Below are 22680 nucleotides of genomic sequence, written 5' to 3'. Positions count from 1 at the left end.
CGCTAATCAAACCGAAAAGAGCGAAATTTTATCGTGACAAGAGGTTTATGAAATTTAAAATTTAAACCTCCGCGCTTATCTTTTCTATCTTGCTCCAAGCTAGCAGGTGCACGATGCCGGTTATTATGAGGGCGGCAAACGGCAGGAGCATTTTAAGCATTACGACGGCAATAGCCAAAGCTGAAACCTGCTCGGTCCGTGGCTCGGAAATGGCTATAGCAATAATCGCTGCGTTACATAGTATATTTAACACGAAAAGTCCCACGCAGAGCCACACATAAGTCCGAAAGGTACTTACGCCGCTTACGCGCGCCAAAGAGAAATTTATGCGAAACCATGCGACGATTATGTAAATAACGCCTGCGAAAAGCGCTAGTCCAAATATCGCCGCAAATGGATTATCACTCTGCCCGCCGTCTGCGTCAGGCTCCCTTGGATAAAGGTAATTGAGCACGAGCGCTAGCGCAAAAAAGCAGACGCAGATTATTATGCAGTTGCGATAAAGCGTCGCCGCTTTTATGCCGCTAAGCGCTGAAATTTTTCGGAGTGCCTGCAGTCTGAAAAATGCCGAAACGCAAATAAAAGCGATCAAAATTCCGCTAGCTATATAATTTATCATCTCGTCGTCAAGGCGCCATGGCTCGCTGAAAGAGACATAGCCTACTACGATAAAAACCGCGGGTAGCGCTGCCAAAAACAGATCGATGCCGGTGCTGATCATCCCTTCTTTTCTTGCCTGAGATACAATGAATTGCATATATAAACCCTTTTTAAAAATTTGACCCGAAGTATATATAAACAAACATAAAACACGGATTAAATCGGAATTCTATCGCGACAAGATATTTGCGAAATTCTAAACTTTTACGCTTATGTTTTCTATCTTGCTCCAGGCTAGCAGATGCACGATGCCGGTTATTATGAGGGTTATGGGGAATATCAAATGGTATAGTGCATTTAACGAAAAAAGGATGACACAGAACCACACATATGTCTCAAAGATCCCCACGCCGCTTACGCGCGCTAGAGCAAAATTTATGCAAAACCACGCTACGATCATGTAGATTGCGCCTGCAAACGCTATCAAAATGCACAATATCATTGCCAAATGCTTGTGTGAGATCGATAAAGGAATCGATAAAAAGATGCTTGTTATGGTAATGACACAGATGCAGACAATTATGCAGTTGCGGTAAAGTGCCGCCGCTTTTATGCCGCTAAGCATTGAAATTTTGCGGAGAGCTCTTAGCCTGAAAAATACCGAAACACACAAAAGAGCAAAAATAATTCCGCCAATGATATAGGTAGCCGTCTTGTTGGTGCTAAGTCCTAGCATATCGCCCTTAGCAATATCTAGCGCAACTAAAGTCGCAGGCACCGCCGCTAAAAACAGATCAATGCCGGTGCTGATCATCCCCTCTTTTCTTGCCTGAGATACGAGATCTTGCATAATAAGCCTTTTTAAAATTTATCCCAAAGTATACATAAATTGATGTAAAGCAGGAATTAAATAGCTAAATTTAAAATTTCAAAATTTCGTCGGGACAAGCTTGCGGACTGCGGAATTTCAGGAATTCTACCAGAGCGAGAATAAAATTTCGCCGCGGGATTTAAAACGGAATTTTGATTATGGATTTGCGGGGTAGAATTTCGCGGCGGAATTTCAAATTTCAAGCGCGGCATGCTTTCGTTGCACGCTTAGAAAACCGGCAAGTCGCAGAAAATTCCGCTATGAGATTTCTGATCGGAATTTCGCGGTAAAATTTCACTATGGAATTTAGACCGGAATTCTAAGGCAAAACCTCGATATAAAATTTTGATCGGAATTCCAAGACGGCATTTCAAGACAAAATTTCGCGATTTAAATTTCGCTCAAGATAAAATCTCGCGATCTAAAATTTCGCGCCGATTGATGAGTTACTTTGTCGCGCCGCTACCTTACCTGCGCGCTGAAAATTTGCGTGATGCTAGGGACCTGCTCGCCTTCTATGTCAAATTCCGCCGTTTTGATCTGTACGCCGTAGAGCGAGCTAAGCGCGGCTTCGGTTAAAATTTCGTTGCTTGCGCCGTAGTTGTAGCTAAGATCATTTCGCAAGATCAGTGTGCGATCGGCGACTGCGAGGGCGTGGTTAGGCTGGTGGGTGGTAAAAACTATGCTCGCATCGCTATTTGAGCGTAGATTTGCAATGAGGCTTAGCACGCGGTCCTGGTTTTTGATATCAAGCGCGCTGGCAGGCTCGTCCAAAAACAGCACGTCGCTGCCGCTAGCTAGGGCTCTAGCAAAGAGTACGAGCTGCCTCTGCCCGCCGCTAAGGGCGTTAAAGCTGCGCTTTTGCAGATGGGCGACGCCTAGCGTATCCAGAGCGTCAAGGCAGATTTGAATATCCTTTTTGCCCGGTTTTGAAAAGAGCGAGATATCACGTACTCGCCCCATCAGTACGATGTCAAGCACGCTGTAATCAAACGCGACGTTAAAGCTTTGAGGCAAGAAAGCAAATTTTGCCTTGCGCACGATCTCGCCTTCTTTAGGCTGCAAAATCCCCATCATACACGACATTAGCGTGCTTTTGCCTTGCCCGTTTAAGCCCAAAATCGCTAATGTTTGAGAGCTGGCAAGCTCGAAGCTTAAGTTGCGAAAGCAGAATTTTTCCGCCTCGTAGTAAAAGCCAGCGTTTTTTACCTCAATTAGATTTTGCATTTTTGGCGCTCCTTTTTAGAAGTAGGGCAAAGATCGGGCTTCCGATGAGAGCGGATAGAATTCCTAAAGGAATTTCGGCGCTACTTAGCGAGCGAGATAGATCGTCGATTGCCAGCATAAAGATCGCTCCTGCGATGAAGCAGGCAGGCATTAGCTTCACGTGGTCGCTGCCCGCGATGAGCCTGGTGGCGTGCGGCACTACAAGACCTACCCAGCCGATATTTCCGCTGACGCTAACTTGTACGGCGATCAGAGCAGTGCAAAGCGCTAGGATCGTGCAGCGCAGAAACTTAACATCCACGCCTAGCACGCGCAAATCATCATCATTTAGGCTGAGTAGATTAAACCGCCATCTCAGCGCGATTAAGACTGCAGAAGCGGGCAGGGCGATCGCGCACATCAAAATTACCTTATCGTATCCTGCGCTTACGAAGCTTCCTAGTAGCCAAAATACGATATTAGGCAACACTTCCTCATCGTCTGCTAGATACTGCACTAAGCTCGTAAGTGCAGCAAATACGCCGTTAATGACTATACCTGCTAAAATGAGTGAGAAAATATCAGCGCGTGCTACGAATTTTGCCAAAAGATAGAGCAAAAATAGTGCCGCAAGCCCGAAGCAAAATGCAAAACCCGCAAGCCATAAGCCGCTCAATCCTAGCAAGATACAAAGCGCGCCGCCGAATGCCGCTGCGGTGCTAACGCCTACGATGTGCGGGCCAACGAGCGGGTTTTTAAATACCGCCTGCAAGCTCAAACCCGCGATAGCAAGCGCTCCACCGCAAAGGCTGGAGAGTAGAATGCGCGGAATTCTAACATCCAGCATCACACTTTTGGCGGCTTCATCGCCGCCTCCGCTAAAGAGAATTTTAAAAATTTCTTCTAGCGGAATATGAAACTGCCCGCTAGCGAGCGAGATTAGCGCCAGCACTACCCAAAAAAGAAGCAGGATTACGTTCAGCATTATTTTTGATATTTGACGCGGTAAAATTTCTCGTAGAATTCCTCTACTTTTTTATCAAAGTTTGCGTCCTTAAAATTTTGCGGATAAAGTTTCATCGCAAGCCATTCCTCACCAAGCGCCATTGCTTCGGCAGTCGGATGACCCCATGCTTTAACGAATTCGGGCATTAGATAAATTCTATCCTCTTTCACGGCGCTAAGACCTTTTAGCGCAGGGTTTGCCTTAAGTTCGGCAGGTACTTGAGGATAGCGGTTTTGCACTAAGATAATCTGCGGATTCCATGCTAAAATTTGCTCCGGCGAAACCTGTTTGTAGCCCTTTATATCTGCAGCGGCAACGTTCGTCGCACCTGCTCTTGCTAACATTACGCCAGTATATTTGCCGCTACCGTAGGTCGTAAGATCAGGATTTGCCATATAAACTCTAGGTCTTTTATCTACGATAAAATTACTAAATTTGGCATTTAAATCAGCTTGCGATTTTTTAACGAAATCTATTAGTTCAGCGGCATCCTTTTCGTGATTGCTTAGTTCGCCTAGAATTTTAACCCCCTCGTAAAAGCCCTCATCGTAAGCAGCGAAGCTATCGCGCTCATCTTTAAAGGTCGGATTTAGCTTAGCTTTTTCCTCTTGTGCAGAGCTGAAAAATGAAATACCTACGACTGGGATTTTCAACTCCTCCATTTTAGCGATATATTCTTTAGGGAAGTAGTTGACCACTACGACCGCATCGGGCTTTAGACTAAGCAGAGCTTCGTAATTGACATCTTTGATATCGCCTGGATTAGGTAGGTTTTTAAAACTCGGTGCCAAACGATTATACTCTTTGCCTAGGCGCTGCTCCCAGCTTTTTAGGATGCCTACGACCTTATCTTGGGCGTTGATTTCGTTTAAGACATTGAGCGCTTCGTGGTGTAGCACGACGATACGATTTACTTGATCCGGGATTGTGACCTTGCGACCGAGCTGATCGGTAATCGTGCGATCTGCAAAAGCCAGGCTAGCGCAAAGCGCTGCACCAAGAAGGATTGAGTGAAGTTTAAGCATTTTTTCTCCTTGAAAATTCCGCAAAATATGCGGGGTTAGAATAGTGGAATTATAGCCGATCGGCATAAAATCCAGATAAATTTTTATATAAATTATTTCATTTTGTCGTGGGGGATTTCAGATGCTTTCGTAGGGCGGAATTTTGTGATTTTACGCAGAATTTTGCTAGTAAAAATTTTTACCCGTCTCCTCTAGGCTAATCGGATACTGCCAGGTGCCAAGCGAAACCAATTGGTTTTTTGATTTATTTTGCAGGCGTCGTCCATAAGGTTTTATTCCAAAGCTCTGCGCCAGAAATTCCTTTAATCCTAATCCAAGCGATAAGTTCTAAAATTTCAGATAAAAAAATCGCTATAAGTATGATACATACCGCTGTTACATTGCTCATTTTCGGAAGATTAACGAATACATTCATAATATTTAGAAGTATCCAATACATAAAATATAATCCTCCACAGAAGTAAAAAATCTTATTTATAGCAGCTTTGCCTAGTTTATAATACACTATAGTATCAACACTATGTAATTAATAGTTTTAAGTGCTGGAATTACAACAAGAAAGATGTTGCTCCATATGGCAATCAGCGTCGCTTCGTTTTGATAACTAAACCCTATATTTTGAGTTGTTCTAATAACAGAATAGAATGTATCTACAAAAGATTCTCTGTGGCTATGAAAGAAGTAATTGAGAGTTTCCGAGCTCGCGATATTTATAGCATACAATAAAAATGCGATAACCATGATAGTCCAAAGCACTCGAGCAATAAAGGTAATTAAATACGTCCTAAAGACCTTACTATCGGAGATATCAGAGATAATTTTGGTTGCCGAGAGTTTAAAAATCATCGAGGTGAAAATCATGGCAACAATTACGGCGGCAACGCCTAAAAATTTGCTTATTTCAACGTCATGCCAAAACTCACAACAAGCCCAAATGATCAGATAAGTGCAGATTGCCAAAACGCTAGAGGTTATGCCGCGAAATTTTATGGCGCTTAAAGTATCACGCTTCATTTTTTTGCCTTTGGATTTTTAAAATTTTATGGCGGATTATACTTGCGGGGCTTGAAATTTAGATAAATTTTAGGGCGCGAGTGGAATTTAAATAGAGCAAAATTTGAATTAAATTTAATCTTTTGGTTTTGAACGAGGATTGTTTCAGGTGAATAGGCGCTAGAAGCTGAATTTTAAAATAAGTGTTCATTTATGAAAAAGTGAGCATTCAAGCTAAAATTGAAATTTTGCCAGGAAGGCTTGTCGTAGCACAATGCTCAAATCGCGACGAGTTAAAAGCGCAGCCTACGCGCGGCAACTACAAAGTTAGCGAAAGTCCGCGCAATAGCGTAATCCGGCTTTTAAATTTAAAAGCCGGAGTAAAATTTAGAGTTAAAATTAAACTATTTTACCTCAAAAGCAAAGGACGCGATGATCGTCTCTTCGTCGCATTTCTTTGGATCCGAAAATGCGAGTTTATTTCTTGCTTTTAGTATCCAAGGACCCGGCTTTAGTGCCATTACCTCGATTTCGCCCTTATCGTCGGTCATACCATAAAATGCGCTCATATCTTCCAGAAATCCATCCGGCGCACCTTCAACCGCGGCATTTGCAAGCGGCTTGCCTTTTTATAAATCGTTTACTACATAGAAATCATTAATATAAAAATATATATCAGTAGTTCATCATTTTTCAATTTTTTGGAGCAAAAGCACCATAATTCTAGGAATTTTATATTGAAAACTATAATTTTCAAGTAAAAATTCAATACGAAATTAACGTATAATTATATGAATAATTTCATGTATTTTTAACGCATTTGTTGTTTTATTAATGGTTTTTATTAGAAGAATTTTTACATAATTGAGCGGAAATGAAATTTTGTTTATGACAAGGAGTTTAAATTTAAAAGTATAGGGAGTTATTGCCCCTAAAAGACGCTCTCTTTTATTCAATAACCAGGCGCATTAGATACATATCCTCGCCGTCGATTACGCTGATTTCGGAGCTTTTGCAGCGCGGACAAGAAAAATCGTTCTGCGTCAAATCTCCGCTAAAACCGCAGTTTTTGCATTTTACGACGATTTCTTGGGTATAGATGATGAGATCCGCATTTTCGCAGACGGTGCCTGCGCGAAAGACTTCATAGCAGTTTTGCAAATAATGCGCTTCCACGCCGCTTAGTCGCCCTATTTTTACGTGCAGTTCCCTTATTTGCGGACTTTTCGAACCAAATATATCGTAAGACGCCTGTGGATTCGCATCTAAATTTTTATAAAAATCGTCGTTTTCGTCGTTCGAGTTAGTATCCGCAATGTTCGTATTTTCGGTATTCTCGGTGTCCATGTGAGTATTCGCGGAATTCGTATTTTCATTGGCGGTATCGGAGATGTCGCAACGATTTTTATCGCCCTGCTCGGCCGCACCTTTTTTCTTCGCTTTTTCGGCGTTTAGCGCCTTTTCACATAGCGCCACAAGATCCGCTACGATCGATAGTTCATGCATTTTTCCCTCTAAATTTTACGGCCGCGCCGTATTTTATACGAAATTTTGTTGTAAATTTAAAAATACGTCTGAAATTTAGGCTTAAATTTGCCGAATTTGCACGCAAATTTAACAAATCCGCGGCAGCAGCTCGCCTTTTGGAAGCTCTAAAAATCGCTGTGATCCGTAGGCGTTTTGCAAAATCACTCGCCCTTTTGCCGCATGCGGATTTTGAAATTGCCCCGCCCTATTTTCTGACGCCGCGTCCGTGTCGCTCGCACCAGCAAATTCGTCCCGCGCGCCAAGTTTAGGCGTCAAAGTACCCTTAAATTGGTCTCTGTCGTACCATTTTTCGCGTACCTCGCCGATGATTGCGGCATTTGCGTCAAACTTACGCAGTATATCAAGCGCCCTATCTGCCTCGGCGCTATCTTCTACGATCGCTACGAAAGTACCTTCGTTTGCAAGCTCGTACGGCTCAAAGCCCAGTAGTTCGCACACGCCCACTACTTCGTCGCTGATTTTGATATCCTCTTCGTGCACCAAAAATTCAAGCCCGCTGGAGCTTGCGAATTCGTTTAAAACCGCGCTAAGTCCGCCGCGCGTCGCATCTCGCATCGCTTGGATCTTCACGCCTTGCAAGATCAGCTTTTCGACCGCAGCGCAAAGCGGTTTGCAATCGCTTTGCAGCTCGCTGCTTAGCGCGATCTCGTCGCGCGCCGCGAGTATCACTGCCCCGTGCCGCCCGATGTCGCCGCTAAGCAGGATTTTTGCGCCCGCTTTGATGTTTTGCACGCGCGCAGGTCGCAAAACACGGCCGATACCGCTAGTGTTGATAAAAATTTTATCGCATTTGCCGCGCGGCACGACCTTCGTGTCGCCGCAAACGATACGAACGCCGCAGCTTCGCGCAGTGCTCGCCATCGAGTCCAGGATGCGTCGCAGCTCGCTTAGGCTAAGCCCCTCCTCAATGATGAGCGCGCAGCTTAAAAACAGCGGCTTCGCGCCGACCATCGCAAGGTCGTTGACGGTACCGCAAACGGCGATCTTGCCGATGTCGCCGCCGTTAAAAAACAGTGGCGTGACGACGAAACTATCGGTGCTGAAAGCTAGCTCGCCGCCGAAACTAGCCGCCGAATTCAGAGCAGAGCTCGCCGCGCGGTCAAAATCCGCCCCGGCGTCTAAATTTAGTATCGCGCTGTCGTTGTTGGCGCGCAAAATTTCATTATCAAACGCCGCAAAGATCGTCTCGTTGATGAGCCTATTCATCTCCTCGCCGCCGCCGCCGTGGCTTAAAAGTATAGTTTCGTTCAAATTTTTCCTTTTTATTTGGTTTTAAATTCGGTTTTAAAATTTAAAGCCCGTATTCCGCAGCCGAACAAGCCGTGCCGCTACGGCGCCGCGCAAAATTTCAAATTAAATTTTAGCTCGACGTTTTCGCTTCGGTTAAAATTTAAAGCATGACTTATTTTAAAATTTGCGCTCTGCTAGCCGGATATCGCGCGCATTTAGCCCGCGTTTTTGACGTCGCCGTATTTATAGTACGCCGCGCACGCCCCTTCGCTTGAGACCATGCACGATCCTATCGGGTTTTGCGGCGTGCAGTACTTGCCAAAAACCTTGCAATCATACGGGCTTTTTTTGCCGCGCAGAATTTCGCCGCAGATACAGGCCTTACTCTCGGGAGCGCTCTGTACGCTGCAATCGAACTGCGCCCTGGCATCCAGCGCCACGTACTGCGGGCGCAACTTCATGCCGCTTTTTGGAATTTCGCCGAGCCCTCGCCACGAAAAATCGCAAATTTCAAAATATTTATCTATTAAATTTTGTGCTTTTTGGTTGCCGCTATCTTTTACGACGCGCTCGTATTCGTTGAAAACCTCGTAAGTGCCGGCGTTTTGCTGCTCCACCAAATTTAGCACGCCCGCCATTATGTCAAGCGGCTCAAATCCGCTTACGGCGATCGGTTTTTTGTAATCCCGCGCGATGCTCTCGTAGACCTTCGCGCCGGTGATCACGCTTACGTGGCTAGGTCCTAAAAACGCATCGATCTGCACATCTGCGTCGTCTAAGATCGCTCGCACGGGCGCCGGCACCGTGACGTGGTTGATGTGAAAAAAGAGATTTTTTAGTCCCAAACTTAGTGCTTTATCGATCAGCACGGCGCTCATCGGCGTCGTCGTCTCAAAGCCGATCGCAAAGAATATCACCGTTTTTTGCGGATTTTCCTGCGCGATCTTTATACAATCAAGCGGGCTATAAAGCGCTCTGATGTCGTGCCCCTCACCGCGCAGCTTCTGCAAGCTGGTGCGAGAGCCGGGTACGCGCAGCATGTCTGCTAGAGTGCAAAAAATACTCTGCGGCATCGCGGCGAGCTTGATCGCCTCGTCGATGCGACTGCGCGGCATCACGCACACCGGACAGCCGGGGCCGTGGATAAATTTTATATTTTCGCCGACCAGGCTTGGAAGGCCGAATTTCATGATCGAGTGCGTGTGTCCGCCGCAAATCTCCATGATGTTTAGAGGCTTTTTGCTTTTAGAAATTATAAGCTTGCTAAGCGCTAAAATCAGCTCCTTATCCCTAAAATCCTTGATTAGATCCATTATTTACCTTAAATTTTACGGGTTTGCAAGTCGCTTTAATTCTCTGCGCCGGCCCGCGGCTCTATGCTTTCATACACGGAGCCCTCTTCCGCCCTCATCTGCTTTGCGATCTGCTCGTAAATTTCGATACTCTCCTTCGCTCGCTGCGTATCGATCTTCTCCATCGCAAAGCCAACGTGGATCAGCACGTACTCCCCGACCGCCGCTGGCTCGGGAAGTAGATCCAAGCTCACGCCGCGGCGCACGCCCAGAGTCTCCACGGTCGCGAAATTATTTTCGTCGATTGAGATTATTTTTGAAGGGATTGAAAGGCACATTAACGAAATTCCTTCTTGTATTGTAGGAATTTCAGCCATTTCTCCACGCCCTCGCCGCTTTTACTATCAAGCGCGATGACGTCGGCTTTCGGATTGAGTTTGTGCACTTCACGCACTACCTCCTCCATATCAAAGTCAAAATGCGGTAGCAGCGCGGTTTTGGTGATTACTACGCAGTCTGCGCGGCGAAATATCACGGGATATTTTGCGATTTTATCGCTGCCCTCGGGCACACTTAGAAGCACCACATTCAGGTGCGCGCCCACGTCAAATGCCGCAGGGCAGACGAGGTTTCCGACGTTTTCTATGAAAACCAGATCCAAGCCTTTCGTATCGATATGATGAAGCCCCTCGTGAACCATAAAGGCGTCCAGATGGCAGGTTTCGCCGGTGCTGATCTGATGCGCCTGCGCGCCCGCTTTTATAATGCGATCGGCGTCGCGGTTGGTCTCTAGATCGCCCTCGATGACGCCGATTTTAAATTTGCCGCTTTTGATAGTGGCCTCAAGTAGCGTCGTCTTGCCGCTACCGGGGCTACTCATCAAATTTAAACATAAAATTTTATCCTCGTCAAAATGGGCTCTGTTGTGAGCGGCCTCCTCGTCGTTGGCGCTTAAAATTTTACTCATCACTTCGATCGTCTTGGCGTCATTAATAGCGGCATTTGCGTGGATGTGATCGTGCGCGTCGTGCGCGTGATCGACCCCGGCCTCATGCATATGGGCGTGGGAGTGGACGGTGCCGTCCGCGTGAGTGTGGACATGCTCGTGCGAATGAGCGTCATGAGTATGACCTATGGAACAGCCGCAATCTTTACACATTTTTTCTCCTTGGATAATAAATTTTGCGCGTAAAATACCACGTTTTTGCTTTAAATGGCGTAAATTTGATAAATTTTATATCAAGACGCGAAATTTTATGAAATTTAACGGGCTTGGAAATTTATGCGCTTCGGTTTTATCTAAATTCTATGCGTTGTTTGCGAAGGCTCGACGTAAAATTTTAAAGCTAGCGAGTAAAGCGCTGCTTTAAATTTAATCGCCTGCTCACAGATTGCAGAGCCGCGCTCTGCAAATTTAGACCTCGCAGCTCGCAACGGCTCAAAATAAATCAGAGATCGCCGTAAATAGAAGCGCGAAATTTAGGGCTTGCGAGTGGATTTTATCCCGGCACTCTACAATCTCGCGCGTGCTCTCCGGCATGCCAAACATCATCGCGGCAGCTGTTTTCATATCGATTTTACGCTAGCTCGGGCTTTACAAATGCGACACGAAAGCGGCGCCTATAAAATTTAGTCGCGAGCTGCTGCGTCGGTTTCGTGCCTGTGTGTAAATTTAAACCCGCGGCAAGAATGCTTTTTGATTAAAATTTCAAAATTTCACACTCGCCGCGTAAATTCAGACAAATTTTATTTGCACACCTTGCGCAGCCGACCCCGCCCGAATTCTCCACTCGATCGAGAATCGCGCCGCACAACTCGCAAAAGTCGCGCCGCAGCTGCGTTTAAATTTAAAAGCGCATAAATTTAGCGCGACGCGCTGTTTTTAAAAACGTGCAAAAGCCCTACGCTTCGGTGATGACCGCCTTTACGAGCTTGGAAAATTTCACCCCTTTTAGCGCGCCGATTTTGGCGCTGAGTCGCTCGATCTTTGAAATTTTATCCCGCATCGTGATCTCCTCGAAACAGTGGCGCTCGTCGATGTGGAAGTGGCTGGTGCTGACGATGGTGACGTTTGCGTGGTGCTCGATCTCTACGAGCTGCTCGATCAGATCGCTTTGGTGATGATCGTAAGCGATGCAAAGTACGCCCACGCAGTCATCCTCGCCATCTCCGTGAAGCACGCCCTCGACCATCTTTTCGCGTATGAGATCGCGGATAAACTCGCTGCGGCTTAGGTATTGCTTAGCGTGCACCATCTCATCGAGATCCTCAAAAAGCTTCGTCGGCAGCGAAATGCTAAATCTTACGGCGCTCTCTTTTTCCTCTTTTTTCATAGCTCCCCTCATTTCGCGTATTTTGAATGTAATTTTACCGAAATTCCGCTCAAATAGTAAGAATTTTGCGCTAATTTGGCTTATTCTTTAAAATTTAAAGCTCCAAGGCACCGCGCTTATTTTGAAATTTTGCTCGCGATTTCGCGTTATATTTTAGTGCTAGCGCGATGAAATTTTACCGGTGCTACGTTATTAAAATTCTATTGCTATGCGCTCAAATTTTAAGAATCAGGCGCTAAATAGCGTCTTGGCTTGGGATTTGCGCAGTATCTAGCTACGCGCCGCGGTAGAATTTTGCATCGATTGCCATAGCAGCGCGTCGTAATGCTATAGCGACAGCGTGGGCGCGCCGTTAAATTTTAAAATTTTAACGTTTTGGCTACGACATATGAAGACGGCAAGGCGTAAATTTGTTCGCTGATTTTGCGATTTTAGAAAGCTAGCCGCGGTGGATTTTATCGCCGTAGCGTTAGAATTTGCGCAAAGCGCAGGCAGGGCGCAGAGTTCATTAAATTTAGCGGCGAGATGAAACTAGTAAATTTTACAAAGAGCGAGCTTAACGGCTATAATTGCGTTTTTTGTGGACGAGCTTAGCGCGAAATTTCGCTTAGATACGCCGCGAGCTGCCCGTATGCGATGCCGCTGTCGTTGCAAGGAACGGCGCGATTTAGATGAAATTTGATGCCCCGCGCGCGTAGCTTTTTGCACGTAAGATTTAGAAGCGTCGCGTTTTGAAAGACCCCGCCGCTTAGCGCGACCTCGAGCCCCGCGCCCTCGGCGAAATCGGTGATGAAATTTGCGATGGCGTTTATAAATTTCGTCGCAGCCAAGCGCGGCTCATCGCGCAAAGCCTGCAAAAACGCCGCTTCGTAATCGATCACATAGCATTCGCCCTCAAAGCCCCGCGGCGCCTCACGACTTGAAGAATTTGCCGTAAAATTTGGCGCAGAATTTACTGCGGTATTTGATATAGAATTCGCTGCAGAATTTGCCGTACTTATTGATAAATCATAATTTATCTCGCCCGCGGAATTTAAACTACGAGCGCTTGTCGAATTCGGCGCATAGGCAAACTTTTGCTCGGCATCGTAGGCCTCGGAATTTGATGCAGAATTTTCGGTCTTGCCCGCCGCACTGCAAACATTCGCGGCTGTAAATCTTTCTCCGCTGGCAAAATTTGCCGGACAACTATTGCAATCTATAGAATCGCTAAAATTTTCTGCTACGCCCACCGCGCCGTCGGTAGAATTTCCTGCGCAGACGCCGTTGCTGTCATTACGCTCTGCGCTGCGGATAGGATTTTTTGTGGCGACAAATTTCTCGCTCGGGCTTGCTACGCCGCCGACATGGCTTTTATCGCTCAAAACCTCTACCCCATTTGCCCTTTTTAGCGCGAACCTGTAACTCTGTTCGCAGCCCTGAATATAGAGGTTCTCAAGTCGCATGCCCGCTTCGCCGTCGAAGCTTACGGTTCGCAGGCCGCAGATCACCGCCGCAAACGCGTCGAACAGCCGCCCTAGCGAGCTTGAGCGGACGGAACGCGGCGCGATTTTTTCTAAATTTGCGACTTCGCTCGCGCTAAATTTTGCCAAAAACTCGCGCGCGGCGTCCTTTGCATTAAATTTAAACACGAGAGCAAGCGCAAGCTTGTAGATGTTTTTGATCGCGCTCTCGCCGCCGATAAGCGCGATCTCGTCAAATTTTGCGACGCGACGGTAGCCGTGCGAGTCAAACACCATCACCTCGCCTCCCCAAATCGTGCCGTCCGTGCCGTAGCCGGTGCCGTCGAAGCAGAAGCCGAGGTATTTTTTGCCGCTAAAAAGCAGCTCATTTTGCGCTAGATTCGACACCAGATGCGCGAAATGGTGCTGGTAGCGGATCACGGGGTATCCGCGCCGCTCGAAAAATCGCGTGTGCGAAAACTGCGGGTGCAGATCCGCGATGACGGCGTCGAACTTCAGTTCGTAGGCGCGCACGAACATATCCAAAAGCGCGAAAAATCGCTCATTCGTGGCGACGTTTTTAAGATCGCCGATGTAGGGCGAGATGAAAATTTGCCCGTCTTTGTAGATCGCAAACTCATTTTTAAGCTCCGCTCCGAGCGCCAGAAAAGTGCCTTTGAGCTGGAATTTGCTAGGGAAAATTTTTGGATTCATTCCGCGAGATGTTCGCAAAAACAAAGCGCGATTTAAAATTCCGCTCGCTTGATCGTTCGCGCTTTTGAAATTTAACGCTGCGACGCCGTTTTTAAAATTTAATGTTGTGTCCTGGCTGCCTGGGGTCGCGCCTAGCTTGCTATTTGAAGTCGCAAAGTGCTCGCTATCCGGGACTGCGATATTATGCATGACTTCGCTTGACGCCGCTACGTCGCTTTTTAAATTTGAAAGTGCGGCGCCAAATTTATCGCTCAATGTTGCCGCGCCCTGCTCGCCTTTTGCTTTTTTAAAATTTTTCGCGTTCTCGGGGCTGCGGCGCTTCATATCAATCAATGCCACGCCGTTTTTAAAATTTAAAGATGCACCGTCGCGTTCATCGTTTGATGCCACGACGTTGTGCCCGTCATCCGAGAGTGCGTCACAACTATCTATCGCCGCATCGGCGCTTTCATCGGCTGTCGCCGCATCACAGATGCTACCTAGCGCGGCGCTTTCTTGCTCGTTTTTTGCTTTTTTTGATAAATTCTGCGAATTTTTTAGCTCGCAAACGGCTACTTGCGAGCTTTGCAGACCTTCACTCGGATCACGCTTCGAGCCTTGCTTGGAATTTGCCCGTTTCAGATCATCGCTTTTCGAGTTTGACGTATTTTCATTCGGCTGCCGCTTTATAATCACGTTCAAATCGGACTTCGTATCGATCGAGGGAAGCGACATAACATGCGGTGCTTCAAAATTTTGCGCCATATTCTCGCTGTGAGCCCGGGTCTCAAGCGTGTATATATCGTGCGTGCGATCGTTTACATTCGCGCTTGCAGCTTCTTTTTTAAATTCCTGCAAAAACGCGATACTATCGTCACTCGGCGTTAAAATTTCGCGGTTGTTATCCAGATAAAACGAGATGACGCCGCCCAGCTTCGCGCGCAACTCCTCGCTGCTAAAAATAATGGGCTCGCCGCTAATATTGGCGCTTGTGGCGACGATCGGGCGATCAAAGTATTCAAAAAGCAGCAGATGCACGCCGGTGTTGGCTAGGAAAATGCCGATTTTATTAAGGTTCGGCGCCACGCTTGGAGCGATAAAAATCGCACCCGCCTTAAAAATCGCCGAAAAGCTCGCAGGTAAATGCACAAAATTTCCCCTGTTAGCGGAACATGCGCCGTGCGCCTCCGCCACACACGCCTGCGCAGAGCATGAACCTTGCGAATTTATCGTCTGTTGCGGACTCGGCTCGCATACAACACGCTGCAAGTCTGCCCCATCCTCAGCATGTCGCAAGTCCTGAATATTTGCCAAATTTTGTGAAATAGACTCGTCTGTCGCAAGCCGAGAATCAGGCCCATTCGCCACGCATTGCAAAGCCGCCTTATCTGCAGCATTTTGCAAGTCCTGCTCACACGCCCCACGTCGCGAGTTCGTCCTATCCGCGGCATATTGCAAACTCGAAGTATTCGCAGAGTTTCGCGAAACGGGCTCGCTCGCCGCAGGCCGCAAATCAGATCCATCGTATGTGCGCTCTAGCTCGTTTGCCGCACACTGCGAGTCGTCTGCTGCTAGCGTATCGCAGGTGAAATTACGGCGCGCCGTCTTGCTAAGAATTTGCGCGCTCTGCAACCTCCCCTGCTTTGCGCAATTTTCAGCGCCTTGCGTGCTAAATTTTTGCGCTGCAAAATTGCATAAATTTCGTAGCTCAGAGTCTTGATCTTGCACCGATTTTTCTTGCTCACTCGCAAATCTCGGCGATATAGGATTTTTGCTTTGCGCCTTTAAATTTTGCGTGCCGAAATCCGCTGCAAAACCCGCCAGCGTGCGCCAAACAAACTCACGCTTTTTTAAAATCACGATCGGCTTGACATTGCAATCTATCAGCGCCTCCTCCTCTGCGCTTAGGCTCGCTGCGCGCCATGCCTGCGCTGCATCGCGACACATGATCGCAAAGGGCTTACTCGGGCGCTTTTTGAGCGTTCGCAGCATGCGTACTGCACGCTCGTTCGTCGCATCGCAGACGATGTGAAAGCCGCCCATCCCCTTGATCGCGCCGATCTGTCCGCGCCGCAAAAGCTCCGCCGTGCGCACTATCGCCTCCTCGCCGCTTGATAAAATTTCGCCGCCCGCGCCGCATAAAAACAGCTGTGGACCGCAGTGCGGGCAGGAGATCGGCTCGGCGTGATAGCGGCGCGTAAGCGGGTCCGTGTATTCGCCGCGGCAGAACTCGCACATCTCAAACGCCCTCATCGTGGTATTTGCGCGGTCATACGGCAGCGCGGCGATGATGCTAAGGCGCGGGCCGCAATCCGTGCAGTTGATAAATGGGTAGTGAAAGCGCGGATTTTGGGGGTCGTAAAACTCTTTTTTGCACTGATCGCAGATCGCAAAATCGGGCAAAATTGGATTAAATTTACGCCCCTCCTTGGATTGCGCGATCTTAAAATTAGTAAAATTCTGCGTAAAATCTTGCGTATTTAGATCGGTGCGGATAATTTTATCGATACGGCAAAGCGGCGGCGCTTCGCTACGAAGGCGCTCTTCGAAAATTTTTAAAATTTCTTCTTCGTGCAGATCTTGCTCGACGTTTTGCGGATTGCGTTTAAGGCCCTGCAAGTCCCCTTTCGCATCTTGCAAGTCGCACAGCGATTCATTCTGCGACATACCGCGCTGCTGCGACGAATTTTGCACGACGAAATTTTGATCCGACGAAGCGGGCAAAATGGAGCCCTGCTCGTTTAGATCGGTCTCGAATAAGTTTGGTAAAAATTTCTCGCTCGCTGCAGCTTGCAAATCGCTCGTCAAATCATGCGGCAAGCTCGTCAAATCTAAATCAGGCAGGCTTGCTAAATCATTCAATAAATCGCGCGACGAGCCGGTCAAATCATTTGGCGAATTCGGCGCGCTCTGCGGCGAAAAGGAGCTCTCGTTTAAATTTGAACTTACAAAATTTAGTGATGAGTTCGTGGCCTTGTTAGAATCCGACTCGGTAGAATTTAAAGACCGAGCAGCCGATAACGATACTTTCTGCGCTTGATTTTCGTTAAAATTGGGTTGATCGAAATTTAAAGGGGCGAAATTTTTATCAATCGAGCCTTTTTGCGGCTCGGAAAGGTCTGCGCAAACGATGACTTTAACGCCCTCGCCATCGTTATAAACCTCGCCTTTCAGCCCCAAATCCACGGCGAGCTTGTAGACGAACGGGCGAAATCCTACCCCCTGAACTGCTCCGAAAACCTCAAATTTAGCCGCTTTCATACACATGCTTTCATAAATTGCGCGCCACAGTAGCTGTTTTGCGAGTAAAATGCGCTCGCGGCGGGCGGACAAAGCGTTCCGGACGCTGCAAAATATGCTCTAAATTTAATAAAATTTGATCCTTTGCTTCCGCGCTCTTTACCGCTTTTTTGAAATTTCGCGCGAATTATCGCACAAAATTTGGCCCGCACGGCGCGGCCGTCAATACCGCAATGTCCGCGCAACTCGCTGTTTTGCGGATAAGACTTAGGAGTTTTGTCGAAAATTCGCATATATGCCCGATCTAGCGAGCTTGAAGCGCTAAGCTGTCGCTAAAGCTCGCATCAAAATTTTTGCAAAGCTTAAGCATCAAATCCGCAAATTTGCGCCCGCTAAACATCGCTCCGCCGAAGATCAAAACGTCAAAGTCCTCTTTGCGCTCATCCGCCAGATCGCTTAAAAAATAGCCCAAACTATCGAAAAATCCGAACGCAAACAGCTTTTCATTGGCGCCTGCGAGCGCATAGCTCATCGCCGAGCGCAAAATTTTATCCGCTTGCACGCAGCCGCGCTCATCGGTGCAAAAATCGAGTCGCACCCCTTTGCCGCCCGCAAAATCCTCCGCAGCCGCTATCAAAAACGCCGCATCGTGCCCCCAGATAAGCTGTGCGGCGACGTTAAAGATGCTGTGAAATCCCGCGTTTGCGCTTTTTAAAATTTCATCGATTTTCGTGGCGTTTACGTTAAATTTGGCGCTGAAATTTTCAAGCAGCTTCGCGCCCGTTTCGTCCGCGCAAATTTGAGCCTTAAGTTCGTCAAAGCTGCGCGGCAGATTAAATTTAAGTAGAATTTTCTTAGAGCTTTCGCCATAAATTGCGATCTCATCGTCCGTGCCCACGCCCAAAAAGCAGCGCAAAACGCGTTTTTTGGAGTCGTTGAAAATCCCTTTTTCGCGGCACGTAAGCGCAAAAAGAGCGGAGTTTTTGTCGTTTGCGTTTTTCAGATAAGAGCTTGCGCTGCCGCTTAAAAAGTCCTCGTTTTGCACGATCAAAAAGCCGTTTTGCAGCGGCGCGACTTTAAAAATTTTATCTTTTTGCGCAGCATTTTCACATTTTGCGCTTAAAAAATAGATCCCGTCGCTTGCCAAAGCGCGCCCCAGCGCAAACATGAATATGTCGCCCGCAAGCTTTACGTCAAAAAATTTAGGCGTGTCCTCGTGGTTTTTTCTAAAGATCGCATTGGTTTTTAGGCTTATGAGCGGCTTTTCGAAGGCTGCGAGCGCGATTTTGCTCTTTTCATCGCTCACAAAAATCCCATCCAGCGCCCCCACTCCTGCAGCTATCAGAAAATCGGCGCTAAAATCCACGTCTGCCTTGAGCGTGAAAGTTGCGCCGCCGCGCTTAATCTGCACCTGCTGAGCATGAAATAAGTTTATGCGGCAAAACTCCAGTAAGCCGGCGAAATTATCCCTGCATACCGCTTTAAATTTTCCCTCATGAAGCACGTCGGCGCTGCTTATTATTCCGAATTCATTTTGAGACGGCTCGGTGCGAGCGAGGTATTCCTTCATCACTCGCGGAGTGAAATTATTAAATTTAGCCGCGCTATGGGCGTTTGAAATTTCATTCTCTAAAAATTTGCTTAAATCGCCCGAGGAGGCACCTTCAAACGTGCCGTTAAATTTCAGCGTTTTTGCTTCGGCGCCGCCCTCGTCCACCACGCGCACGGAGGATTTTGCCAAAAATATGGAGTTTGGAATCAGCGGCATCGCTTCGTCGCTAAATTTTAAAATTTCATCCTCGCCGCCGCGCATGAAAAGGCTTATTAAGCTCGCCTCTTTTTTTAGGCAAAACTCAAGTGCGCTTTTGCGAGCATAAAACAGCAAGAAGTGCGCTATCAGCGCGTTTTCATTAAGGTAGTTAAACTCATATGCTACTATCATCTCGCCCCTTTTTTGCAAATCGATCCGCGATGTCTTGGGCGCTGAGATCGGCGATTTTTTCATGCGCGAAGCCAAGATCCGATAGGTACTTAAGCGCCGTTTTTTCCATGATTTTTGAGGACTGTAATATCACAGAACTTAGCTTAAAGCTTGCTTCCTCGATGCGCTGCGGCACGACCGCTAGAATTTTAACGTGAGGCAGATCGCCGCAAAGGTCCATCATCTGCAGGGTTTGAAGCATTTCGACCTCGTGCGCCGAGCCGCTCCAACTGATCTGCTTAGGCATCGCGTCGTAGTCGAAAAAATACACCTCGCCGCCCTTTGCGCCGTCCGCGTCTATGCAATCTACTAGCAAAATTTCATCAAATTCCGCCATCGTAGGCATCAAAAAGCTAGCCAGCGTCCCGCCGTCGATAAAGCTAATCTGATCCACACTATCGCTCGTCGCGGCGGAATTTTCGGCAATAAGATTCGCATTAATAGAGCTTTGCGCTGCGGAATTTATTACGGAATTTTGCGAAGTAGAATTTGAAGCGGAATTCTGCTTTGCGGAATTTTCTGAAGTAGAATTTCGGTCTAAATTTGCTGTCGTGAAATTTTGCTTAAAGATAGAATTCTCATCCGCAAAATTTTGCAAGGGGTCGCGCTCTATGGAATTTTGCGAGGTAGAATTTTGTATCGCAGATACTTGGGCGGAATTTTGCATAAAATTCTGCGCCGTTAAATTCTCGCCCGCCATAGAATTTCGCGCGGCGGCTTTAGGATAAAATTTATAGTTCTGCGCGAGCGCGCGGACGAAGTGCACGCCTATGCCCTCGTCCGCGTAGATGACGTTGCCGATACCCAGTACCAGCACCCTCAAGCGTGCTCTTCCTTTTTAAATTTATAGCCGCTTACGATCGCATCCATCGCGCCGTCCCTGCCCTTGACGGCGTTAAAGACCGCCATATAGACGTGGATAGGCACGAAGATTATGATGATATTCATACAAAGATGATGTATCATTCGCACTTCGCTTAGACCGCCCATCGCCGCTTCCAGCGGGCGTAAGAGACCGTATAGTGCGCCGCCGAGCCCCTCGTGATAGACGTGCACATATAAGATCATACCCGTTAGGCAGATTACGAATAGCACTAGATAAAAGCCCAGATAGGAGATGAACTGTAGCGGGTTGTAAACGCCGCGAAGATGCGGGTGCTCGCCCAAAAAGATATAGTATTTGATCTGAGCTATCCAGACGCGCGGGCTAAAAAAATCCTTGATACTCAAAAGCTCTTTTCTGCTCTTTTTATCGAAGAAGAAAAGATAAGTTTTAAAGATCGCCGCGCCGATCATCGCAAAGCCGAAGATCAGATGCACGAATCTAAATTTGGCCTGCATGAAAAGCACCGGCTCGGGACTCACCTCGGGCGCGGTAAAAACAAAAGCGATGTAATATCCGGTGATCACCAAAATCGTAATGCAAAGCGCACGCAGCCAGTGCGTGAGCCTAAGACCGATTGAGAACTCGTATTCCGCAAATCTTTTTTTCATCGTTTATCCTTTGCTGGGATCTACCCTATAGCAGCCAAGCTCCGCCCCTTTAGCGTCCATTACGTGCACGGCGCAGGCTATGCAAGGATCGAATGAATGGATGCGGCGGATAATCTCTAGCGGCTTGGAAAGATCGGCAAGCTTAAGTCCGATCAAGCAGGATTCGTAAGCGCCCATAGCGCCGTCTTTATCTTTAGGAGTGGCGTTCCAAGTAGACGGCACGACCGCCTGCCAGTTTTTGATGACGCCCTTTTCGATCCTGCACCAGTGGCTAAGTGCACCGCGCGGTACATGACCGATATAGCGACCTTTGTATTCTTTGGAGTTATCAATTACATATTTTGCGCAGGTTTCGGTATCGCCGCTTTTAATGTTTGCGATCAAATTTTCTAGCGCAATCAGTCCGTTGTCGGCTACGACTTTAGCCTCGATCATACGACACGCCGTTCGTCCAAGCGTTGAAAATACCGCTTCAAGCGGCAAGCCGGCGTCTTTTAGGAATTGATCCACGACCTTTACCACGCGCTCGTTTTTCTTAGCGTAATTTACTACGATATTTGCAAGAGGTCCTACCTGAAGCGGTTTGCCGTCGTATCGCGGAGCCTTGATCCAGGTGTATTTACCCTTGGTATCGAGCACCTTCGTATGCGCTTCTTTGCCGTGCGCGTCGATGCTCTGTCCGTCCTGAAGGCCCGTATAATTCGGCTCCTGCTCGCCGTCGTAAGGATGGAGCGCCGCATCGTTTTTATACCACGCATGCGTTGCCTCCTCGGTAATCTTGTTCTCATCGAGCTCCAAAACCTTGCTAATATCGCCGTTCATAATCATGCCGCTTTGAAATAGCCATTCGTTCTTTGAAAGCTGAAATTCTTGATGAGTCCATAAATTTGCCACACCGATATCATTTAGCACGCTAGGCTCGTTACCGTAAGCCTTCGCAGCCATTACGAGATCAGGATAGTAGGCGCGATTTACGAAGTCCGCGACCTCTTTAAATTTAGACATATATTCGCCAAGTCTCGCAGGACTTAAGATATCCATCACGCAGGTGACGCCGCCTACGGTGAGGCTTTGCGGATGAGGCTGCTTCGCACCGAATATCGCCATCATCTGAGCTGCCGTACGCTGAATGCGCAAACACTCAAGATAGTGCGAAAGAGCGATTAAATTTTGCTCCGGGCTAAGCTTATATGTTGGATGACCGAAGTAGGCGTTGGCAAAAGGCCCCAAAGCGCCTTTTTTAACGAAAGCGCCCACGCGATCTTGCACCTCTTTTAGTTTATCCGCACCGCACGCATAAGGGGTATCACAGTATTTAAACGCCTCCTCGCTTGCTTTTTTAGGATCGGCGCTAAGAGCGCTTACTACATCTACGAAATCAAGTCCGTGAAGTTGATAAAAATGCACCGGATGATCGTGCAAAAATAGCGCGTTAGCCATCAGCGTGCGCGTCAGCAAGGCATTTAGTGGCGGAGTGATGCCGAGGGCGTTTTCTACTGCGACGATACCCGCTTTGTAGTGCGAAAAGGTGCATACGCCGCAAATTCTTTGCATAAAAAATCCCGCGTCGCGCGGATCTCTATTTTTTACTATGGTCTCAAGCCCGCGCCATAAAGTGGAGCTACTATAGGCTTCGCGTACGACGTTTTCATCATCCACTACAACCTCTATTCTTAAATGTCCCTCTATTCTGGTTATCGGATCTATTACGATTCTTTGCGACATG

Annotated in this window: 19 protein-coding genes and 4 pseudogenes; all 23 read right to left on the bottom strand. The window is 47.4% G+C overall.

What is annotated here, in order from left to right; all coding sequences use genetic code 11:
• Nucleotides 1-61: 61 nt before the first annotated feature.
• The 23 genes and pseudogenes from QZ176_RS05475 to QZ176_RS05365 all read right to left on the bottom strand — a co-directional run bounded on the left by QZ176_RS05475 (nucleotide 62) and on the right by QZ176_RS05365 (nucleotide 22679).
• Nucleotides 62-757 carry a hypothetical protein gene (locus QZ176_RS05475; RefSeq protein WP_295151766.1) on the bottom strand — a complete coding sequence of 232 codons (696 nt, stop codon included), beginning with the start codon at nucleotides 755-757 and terminating at the stop codon, nucleotides 62-64.
• A 99-nt stretch (nucleotides 758-856) separates the two neighbouring features.
• Nucleotides 857-1450: a hypothetical protein gene (locus QZ176_RS05470; RefSeq protein WP_295151764.1), complete on the bottom strand. Its 594-nt coding sequence runs from the start codon at nucleotides 1448-1450 to the stop codon at nucleotides 857-859.
• A 483-nt stretch (nucleotides 1451-1933) separates the two neighbouring features.
• The gene (locus QZ176_RS05465; RefSeq protein WP_295151762.1) at nucleotides 1934-2698 is read right to left on the bottom strand and encodes an ABC transporter ATP-binding protein; all 765 of its coding nucleotides are present in this window, start codon (nucleotides 2696-2698) and stop codon (nucleotides 1934-1936) included.
• A complete protein-coding gene (locus QZ176_RS05460; protein ID WP_002951064.1) occupies nucleotides 2682-3662 on the bottom strand; it encodes an iron ABC transporter permease in 981 nt (326 codons plus the stop codon). Before QZ176_RS05460 ends, QZ176_RS05465 begins: the two co-directional genes overlap by 17 nt.
• Nucleotides 3662-4708 (bottom strand): ABC transporter substrate-binding protein, encoded by a 1047-nt coding sequence (locus tag QZ176_RS05455; RefSeq protein ID WP_177388356.1) that lies wholly within the window; start codon nucleotides 4706-4708, stop codon nucleotides 3662-3664. Before QZ176_RS05455 ends, QZ176_RS05460 begins: the two co-directional genes overlap by 1 nt.
• Before the next feature lie 244 nt (nucleotides 4709-4952).
• Nucleotides 4953-5147, bottom strand: coding sequence for a hypothetical protein (locus tag QZ176_RS05450; RefSeq protein WP_295151760.1), 195 nt, complete (start codon nucleotides 5145-5147; stop codon nucleotides 4953-4955).
• Between the two features lie 65 nt (nucleotides 5148-5212).
• Nucleotides 5213-5722, bottom strand: coding sequence for a hypothetical protein (locus QZ176_RS05445; protein WP_295151758.1), 510 nt, complete (start codon nucleotides 5720-5722; stop codon nucleotides 5213-5215).
• Nucleotides 5723-6105: 383 nt separating this feature from the next.
• Nucleotides 6106-6270: a hypothetical protein gene (locus tag QZ176_RS05440; protein WP_295151756.1), complete on the bottom strand. Its 165-nt coding sequence runs from the start codon at nucleotides 6268-6270 to the stop codon at nucleotides 6106-6108.
• Between the two features lie 379 nt (nucleotides 6271-6649).
• Complete coding sequence (locus tag QZ176_RS05435) at nucleotides 6650-7207, bottom strand: hydrogenase maturation nickel metallochaperone HypA (protein WP_295151754.1); 558 nt, start codon at nucleotides 7205-7207, stop codon at nucleotides 6650-6652.
• A gap of 108 nt (nucleotides 7208-7315) precedes the next feature.
• A complete protein-coding gene (gene hypE, locus QZ176_RS05430; protein WP_295151752.1) occupies nucleotides 7316-8500 on the bottom strand; it encodes a hydrogenase expression/formation protein HypE in 1185 nt (394 codons plus the stop codon).
• 194 nt (nucleotides 8501-8694) lie between these two features.
• Nucleotides 8695-9792, bottom strand: a complete 1098-nt coding sequence (gene hypD / locus QZ176_RS05425; protein WP_295151750.1) for a hydrogenase formation protein HypD — start codon at nucleotides 9790-9792, stop codon at nucleotides 8695-8697.
• 35 nt (nucleotides 9793-9827) lie between these two features.
• Entirely contained in the window at nucleotides 9828-10109 is a 282-nt protein-coding gene (locus QZ176_RS05420) for a HypC/HybG/HupF family hydrogenase formation chaperone (protein WP_005870452.1), read from the bottom strand.
• A complete protein-coding gene (hypB, locus tag QZ176_RS05415) occupies nucleotides 10109-10930 on the bottom strand; it encodes a hydrogenase nickel incorporation protein HypB (RefSeq protein WP_295151747.1) in 822 nt (273 codons plus the stop codon). The genes QZ176_RS05420 and hypB overlap by 1 nt, the downstream gene beginning before the upstream one ends.
• A 279-nt stretch (nucleotides 10931-11209) precedes the next feature.
• Nucleotides 11210-11341: a hypothetical protein gene (locus tag QZ176_RS05410; RefSeq protein WP_295151745.1), complete on the bottom strand. Its 132-nt coding sequence runs from the start codon at nucleotides 11339-11341 to the stop codon at nucleotides 11210-11212.
• A gap of 331 nt (nucleotides 11342-11672) precedes the next feature.
• A complete protein-coding gene (nikR, locus tag QZ176_RS05405; RefSeq protein WP_295151743.1) occupies nucleotides 11673-12104 on the bottom strand; it encodes a nickel-responsive transcriptional regulator NikR in 432 nt (143 codons plus the stop codon).
• 590 nt (nucleotides 12105-12694) lie between these two features.
• A pseudogene (locus QZ176_RS05400) lies at nucleotides 12695-14209 on the bottom strand (hypothetical protein); the annotation flags it as partial.
• An 891-nt stretch (nucleotides 14210-15100) separates the two neighbouring features.
• Nucleotides 15101-15370 (bottom strand): annotated as a pseudogene (locus tag QZ176_RS05395) (Sua5/YciO/YrdC/YwlC family protein); the annotation flags it as partial.
• Between the two features lie 723 nt (nucleotides 15371-16093).
• Nucleotides 16094-17500 (bottom strand): annotated as a pseudogene (locus QZ176_RS05390) (Sua5/YciO/YrdC/YwlC family protein); the annotation flags it as partial.
• Between the two features lie 283 nt (nucleotides 17501-17783).
• Nucleotides 17784-19421, bottom strand: a complete 1638-nt coding sequence (locus tag QZ176_RS05385) for a hypothetical protein (RefSeq protein ID WP_295151741.1) — start codon at nucleotides 19419-19421, stop codon at nucleotides 17784-17786.
• Nucleotides 19405-20127 (bottom strand): hydrogenase maturation protease, encoded by a 723-nt coding sequence (locus tag QZ176_RS05380; RefSeq protein ID WP_295151885.1) that lies wholly within the window; start codon nucleotides 20125-20127, stop codon nucleotides 19405-19407. The genes QZ176_RS05385 and QZ176_RS05380 overlap by 17 nt, the downstream gene beginning before the upstream one ends.
• Nucleotides 20128-20187: 60 nt before the next feature.
• Nucleotides 20188-20283: pseudogene (locus QZ176_RS05375) on the bottom strand (hydrogenase expression/formation protein); the annotation flags it as partial.
• A complete protein-coding gene (gene cybH, locus QZ176_RS05370) occupies nucleotides 20280-20954 on the bottom strand; it encodes a Ni/Fe-hydrogenase, b-type cytochrome subunit (RefSeq protein ID WP_005870440.1) in 675 nt (224 codons plus the stop codon). The gene cybH and the pseudogene QZ176_RS05375, both read right to left, overlap by 4 nt.
• Before the next feature lie 3 nt (nucleotides 20955-20957).
• Nucleotides 20958-22679: a nickel-dependent hydrogenase large subunit gene (locus tag QZ176_RS05365; protein ID WP_295151739.1), complete on the bottom strand. Its 1722-nt coding sequence runs from the start codon at nucleotides 22677-22679 to the stop codon at nucleotides 20958-20960.
• Nucleotide 22680: the final 1 nt, after the last annotated feature.

Origin of the sequence: uncultured Campylobacter sp. (genome assembly GCF_905373215.1) — a bacterium.
Lineage (GTDB): Bacteria > Campylobacterota > Campylobacteria > Campylobacterales > Campylobacteraceae > Campylobacter_B.
Note: the sequence above shows the minus strand (reverse complement) of the source record. Positions and strands in the feature narration are given on the sequence as shown.

Coding starts and splice junctions, on each gene's coding strand:
- QZ176_RS05475 (WP_295151766.1), bottom strand. CDS start 757: ATGCAATTCATTGTATCTCAGGCAAGAAAAGAAGGGATGATCAGCACC.
- QZ176_RS05470 (WP_295151764.1), bottom strand. CDS start 1,450: ATGCAAGATCTCGTATCTCAGGCAAGAAAAGAGGGGATGATCAGCACC.
- QZ176_RS05465 (WP_295151762.1), bottom strand. CDS start 2,698: ATGCAAAATCTAATTGAGGTAAAAAACGCTGGCTTTTACTACGAGGCG.
- QZ176_RS05460 (WP_002951064.1), bottom strand. CDS start 3,662: ATGCTGAACGTAATCCTGCTTCTTTTTTGGGTAGTGCTGGCGCTAATC.
- QZ176_RS05455 (WP_177388356.1), bottom strand. CDS start 4,708: ATGCTTAAACTTCACTCAATCCTTCTTGGTGCAGCGCTTTGCGCTAGC.
- QZ176_RS05450 (WP_295151760.1), bottom strand. CDS start 5,147: ATGTATTGGATACTTCTAAATATTATGAATGTATTCGTTAATCTTCCG.
- QZ176_RS05445 (WP_295151758.1), bottom strand. CDS start 5,722: ATGAAGCGTGATACTTTAAGCGCCATAAAATTTCGCGGCATAACCTCT.
- QZ176_RS05440 (WP_295151756.1), bottom strand. CDS start 6,270: ATGAGCGCATTTTATGGTATGACCGACGATAAGGGCGAAATCGAGGTA.
- QZ176_RS05435 (WP_295151754.1), bottom strand. CDS start 7,207: ATGCATGAACTATCGATCGTAGCGGATCTTGTGGCGCTATGTGAAAAG.
- hypD (WP_295151750.1), bottom strand. CDS start 9,792: ATGGATCTAATCAAGGATTTTAGGGATAAGGAGCTGATTTTAGCGCTT.
- QZ176_RS05420 (WP_005870452.1), bottom strand. CDS start 10,109: ATGTGCCTTTCAATCCCTTCAAAAATAATCTCAATCGACGAAAATAAT.
- hypB (WP_295151747.1), bottom strand. CDS start 10,930: ATGTGTAAAGATTGCGGCTGTTCCATAGGTCATACTCATGACGCTCAT.
- QZ176_RS05410 (WP_295151745.1), bottom strand. CDS start 11,341: ATGAAAACAGCTGCCGCGATGATGTTTGGCATGCCGGAGAGCACGCGC.
- nikR (WP_295151743.1), bottom strand. CDS start 12,104: ATGAAAAAAGAGGAAAAAGAGAGCGCCGTAAGATTTAGCATTTCGCTG.
- QZ176_RS05385 (WP_295151741.1), bottom strand. CDS start 19,421: ATGATAGTAGCATATGAGTTTAACTACCTTAATGAAAACGCGCTGATA.
- QZ176_RS05380 (WP_295151885.1), bottom strand. CDS start 20,127: ATGCAAAATTCCGCCCAAGTATCTGCGATACAAAATTCTACCTCGCAA.
- cybH (WP_005870440.1), bottom strand. CDS start 20,954: ATGAAAAAAAGATTTGCGGAATACGAGTTCTCAATCGGTCTTAGGCTC.
- QZ176_RS05365 (WP_295151739.1), bottom strand. CDS start 22,679: ATGTCGCAAAGAATCGTAATAGATCCGATAACCAGAATAGAGGGACAT.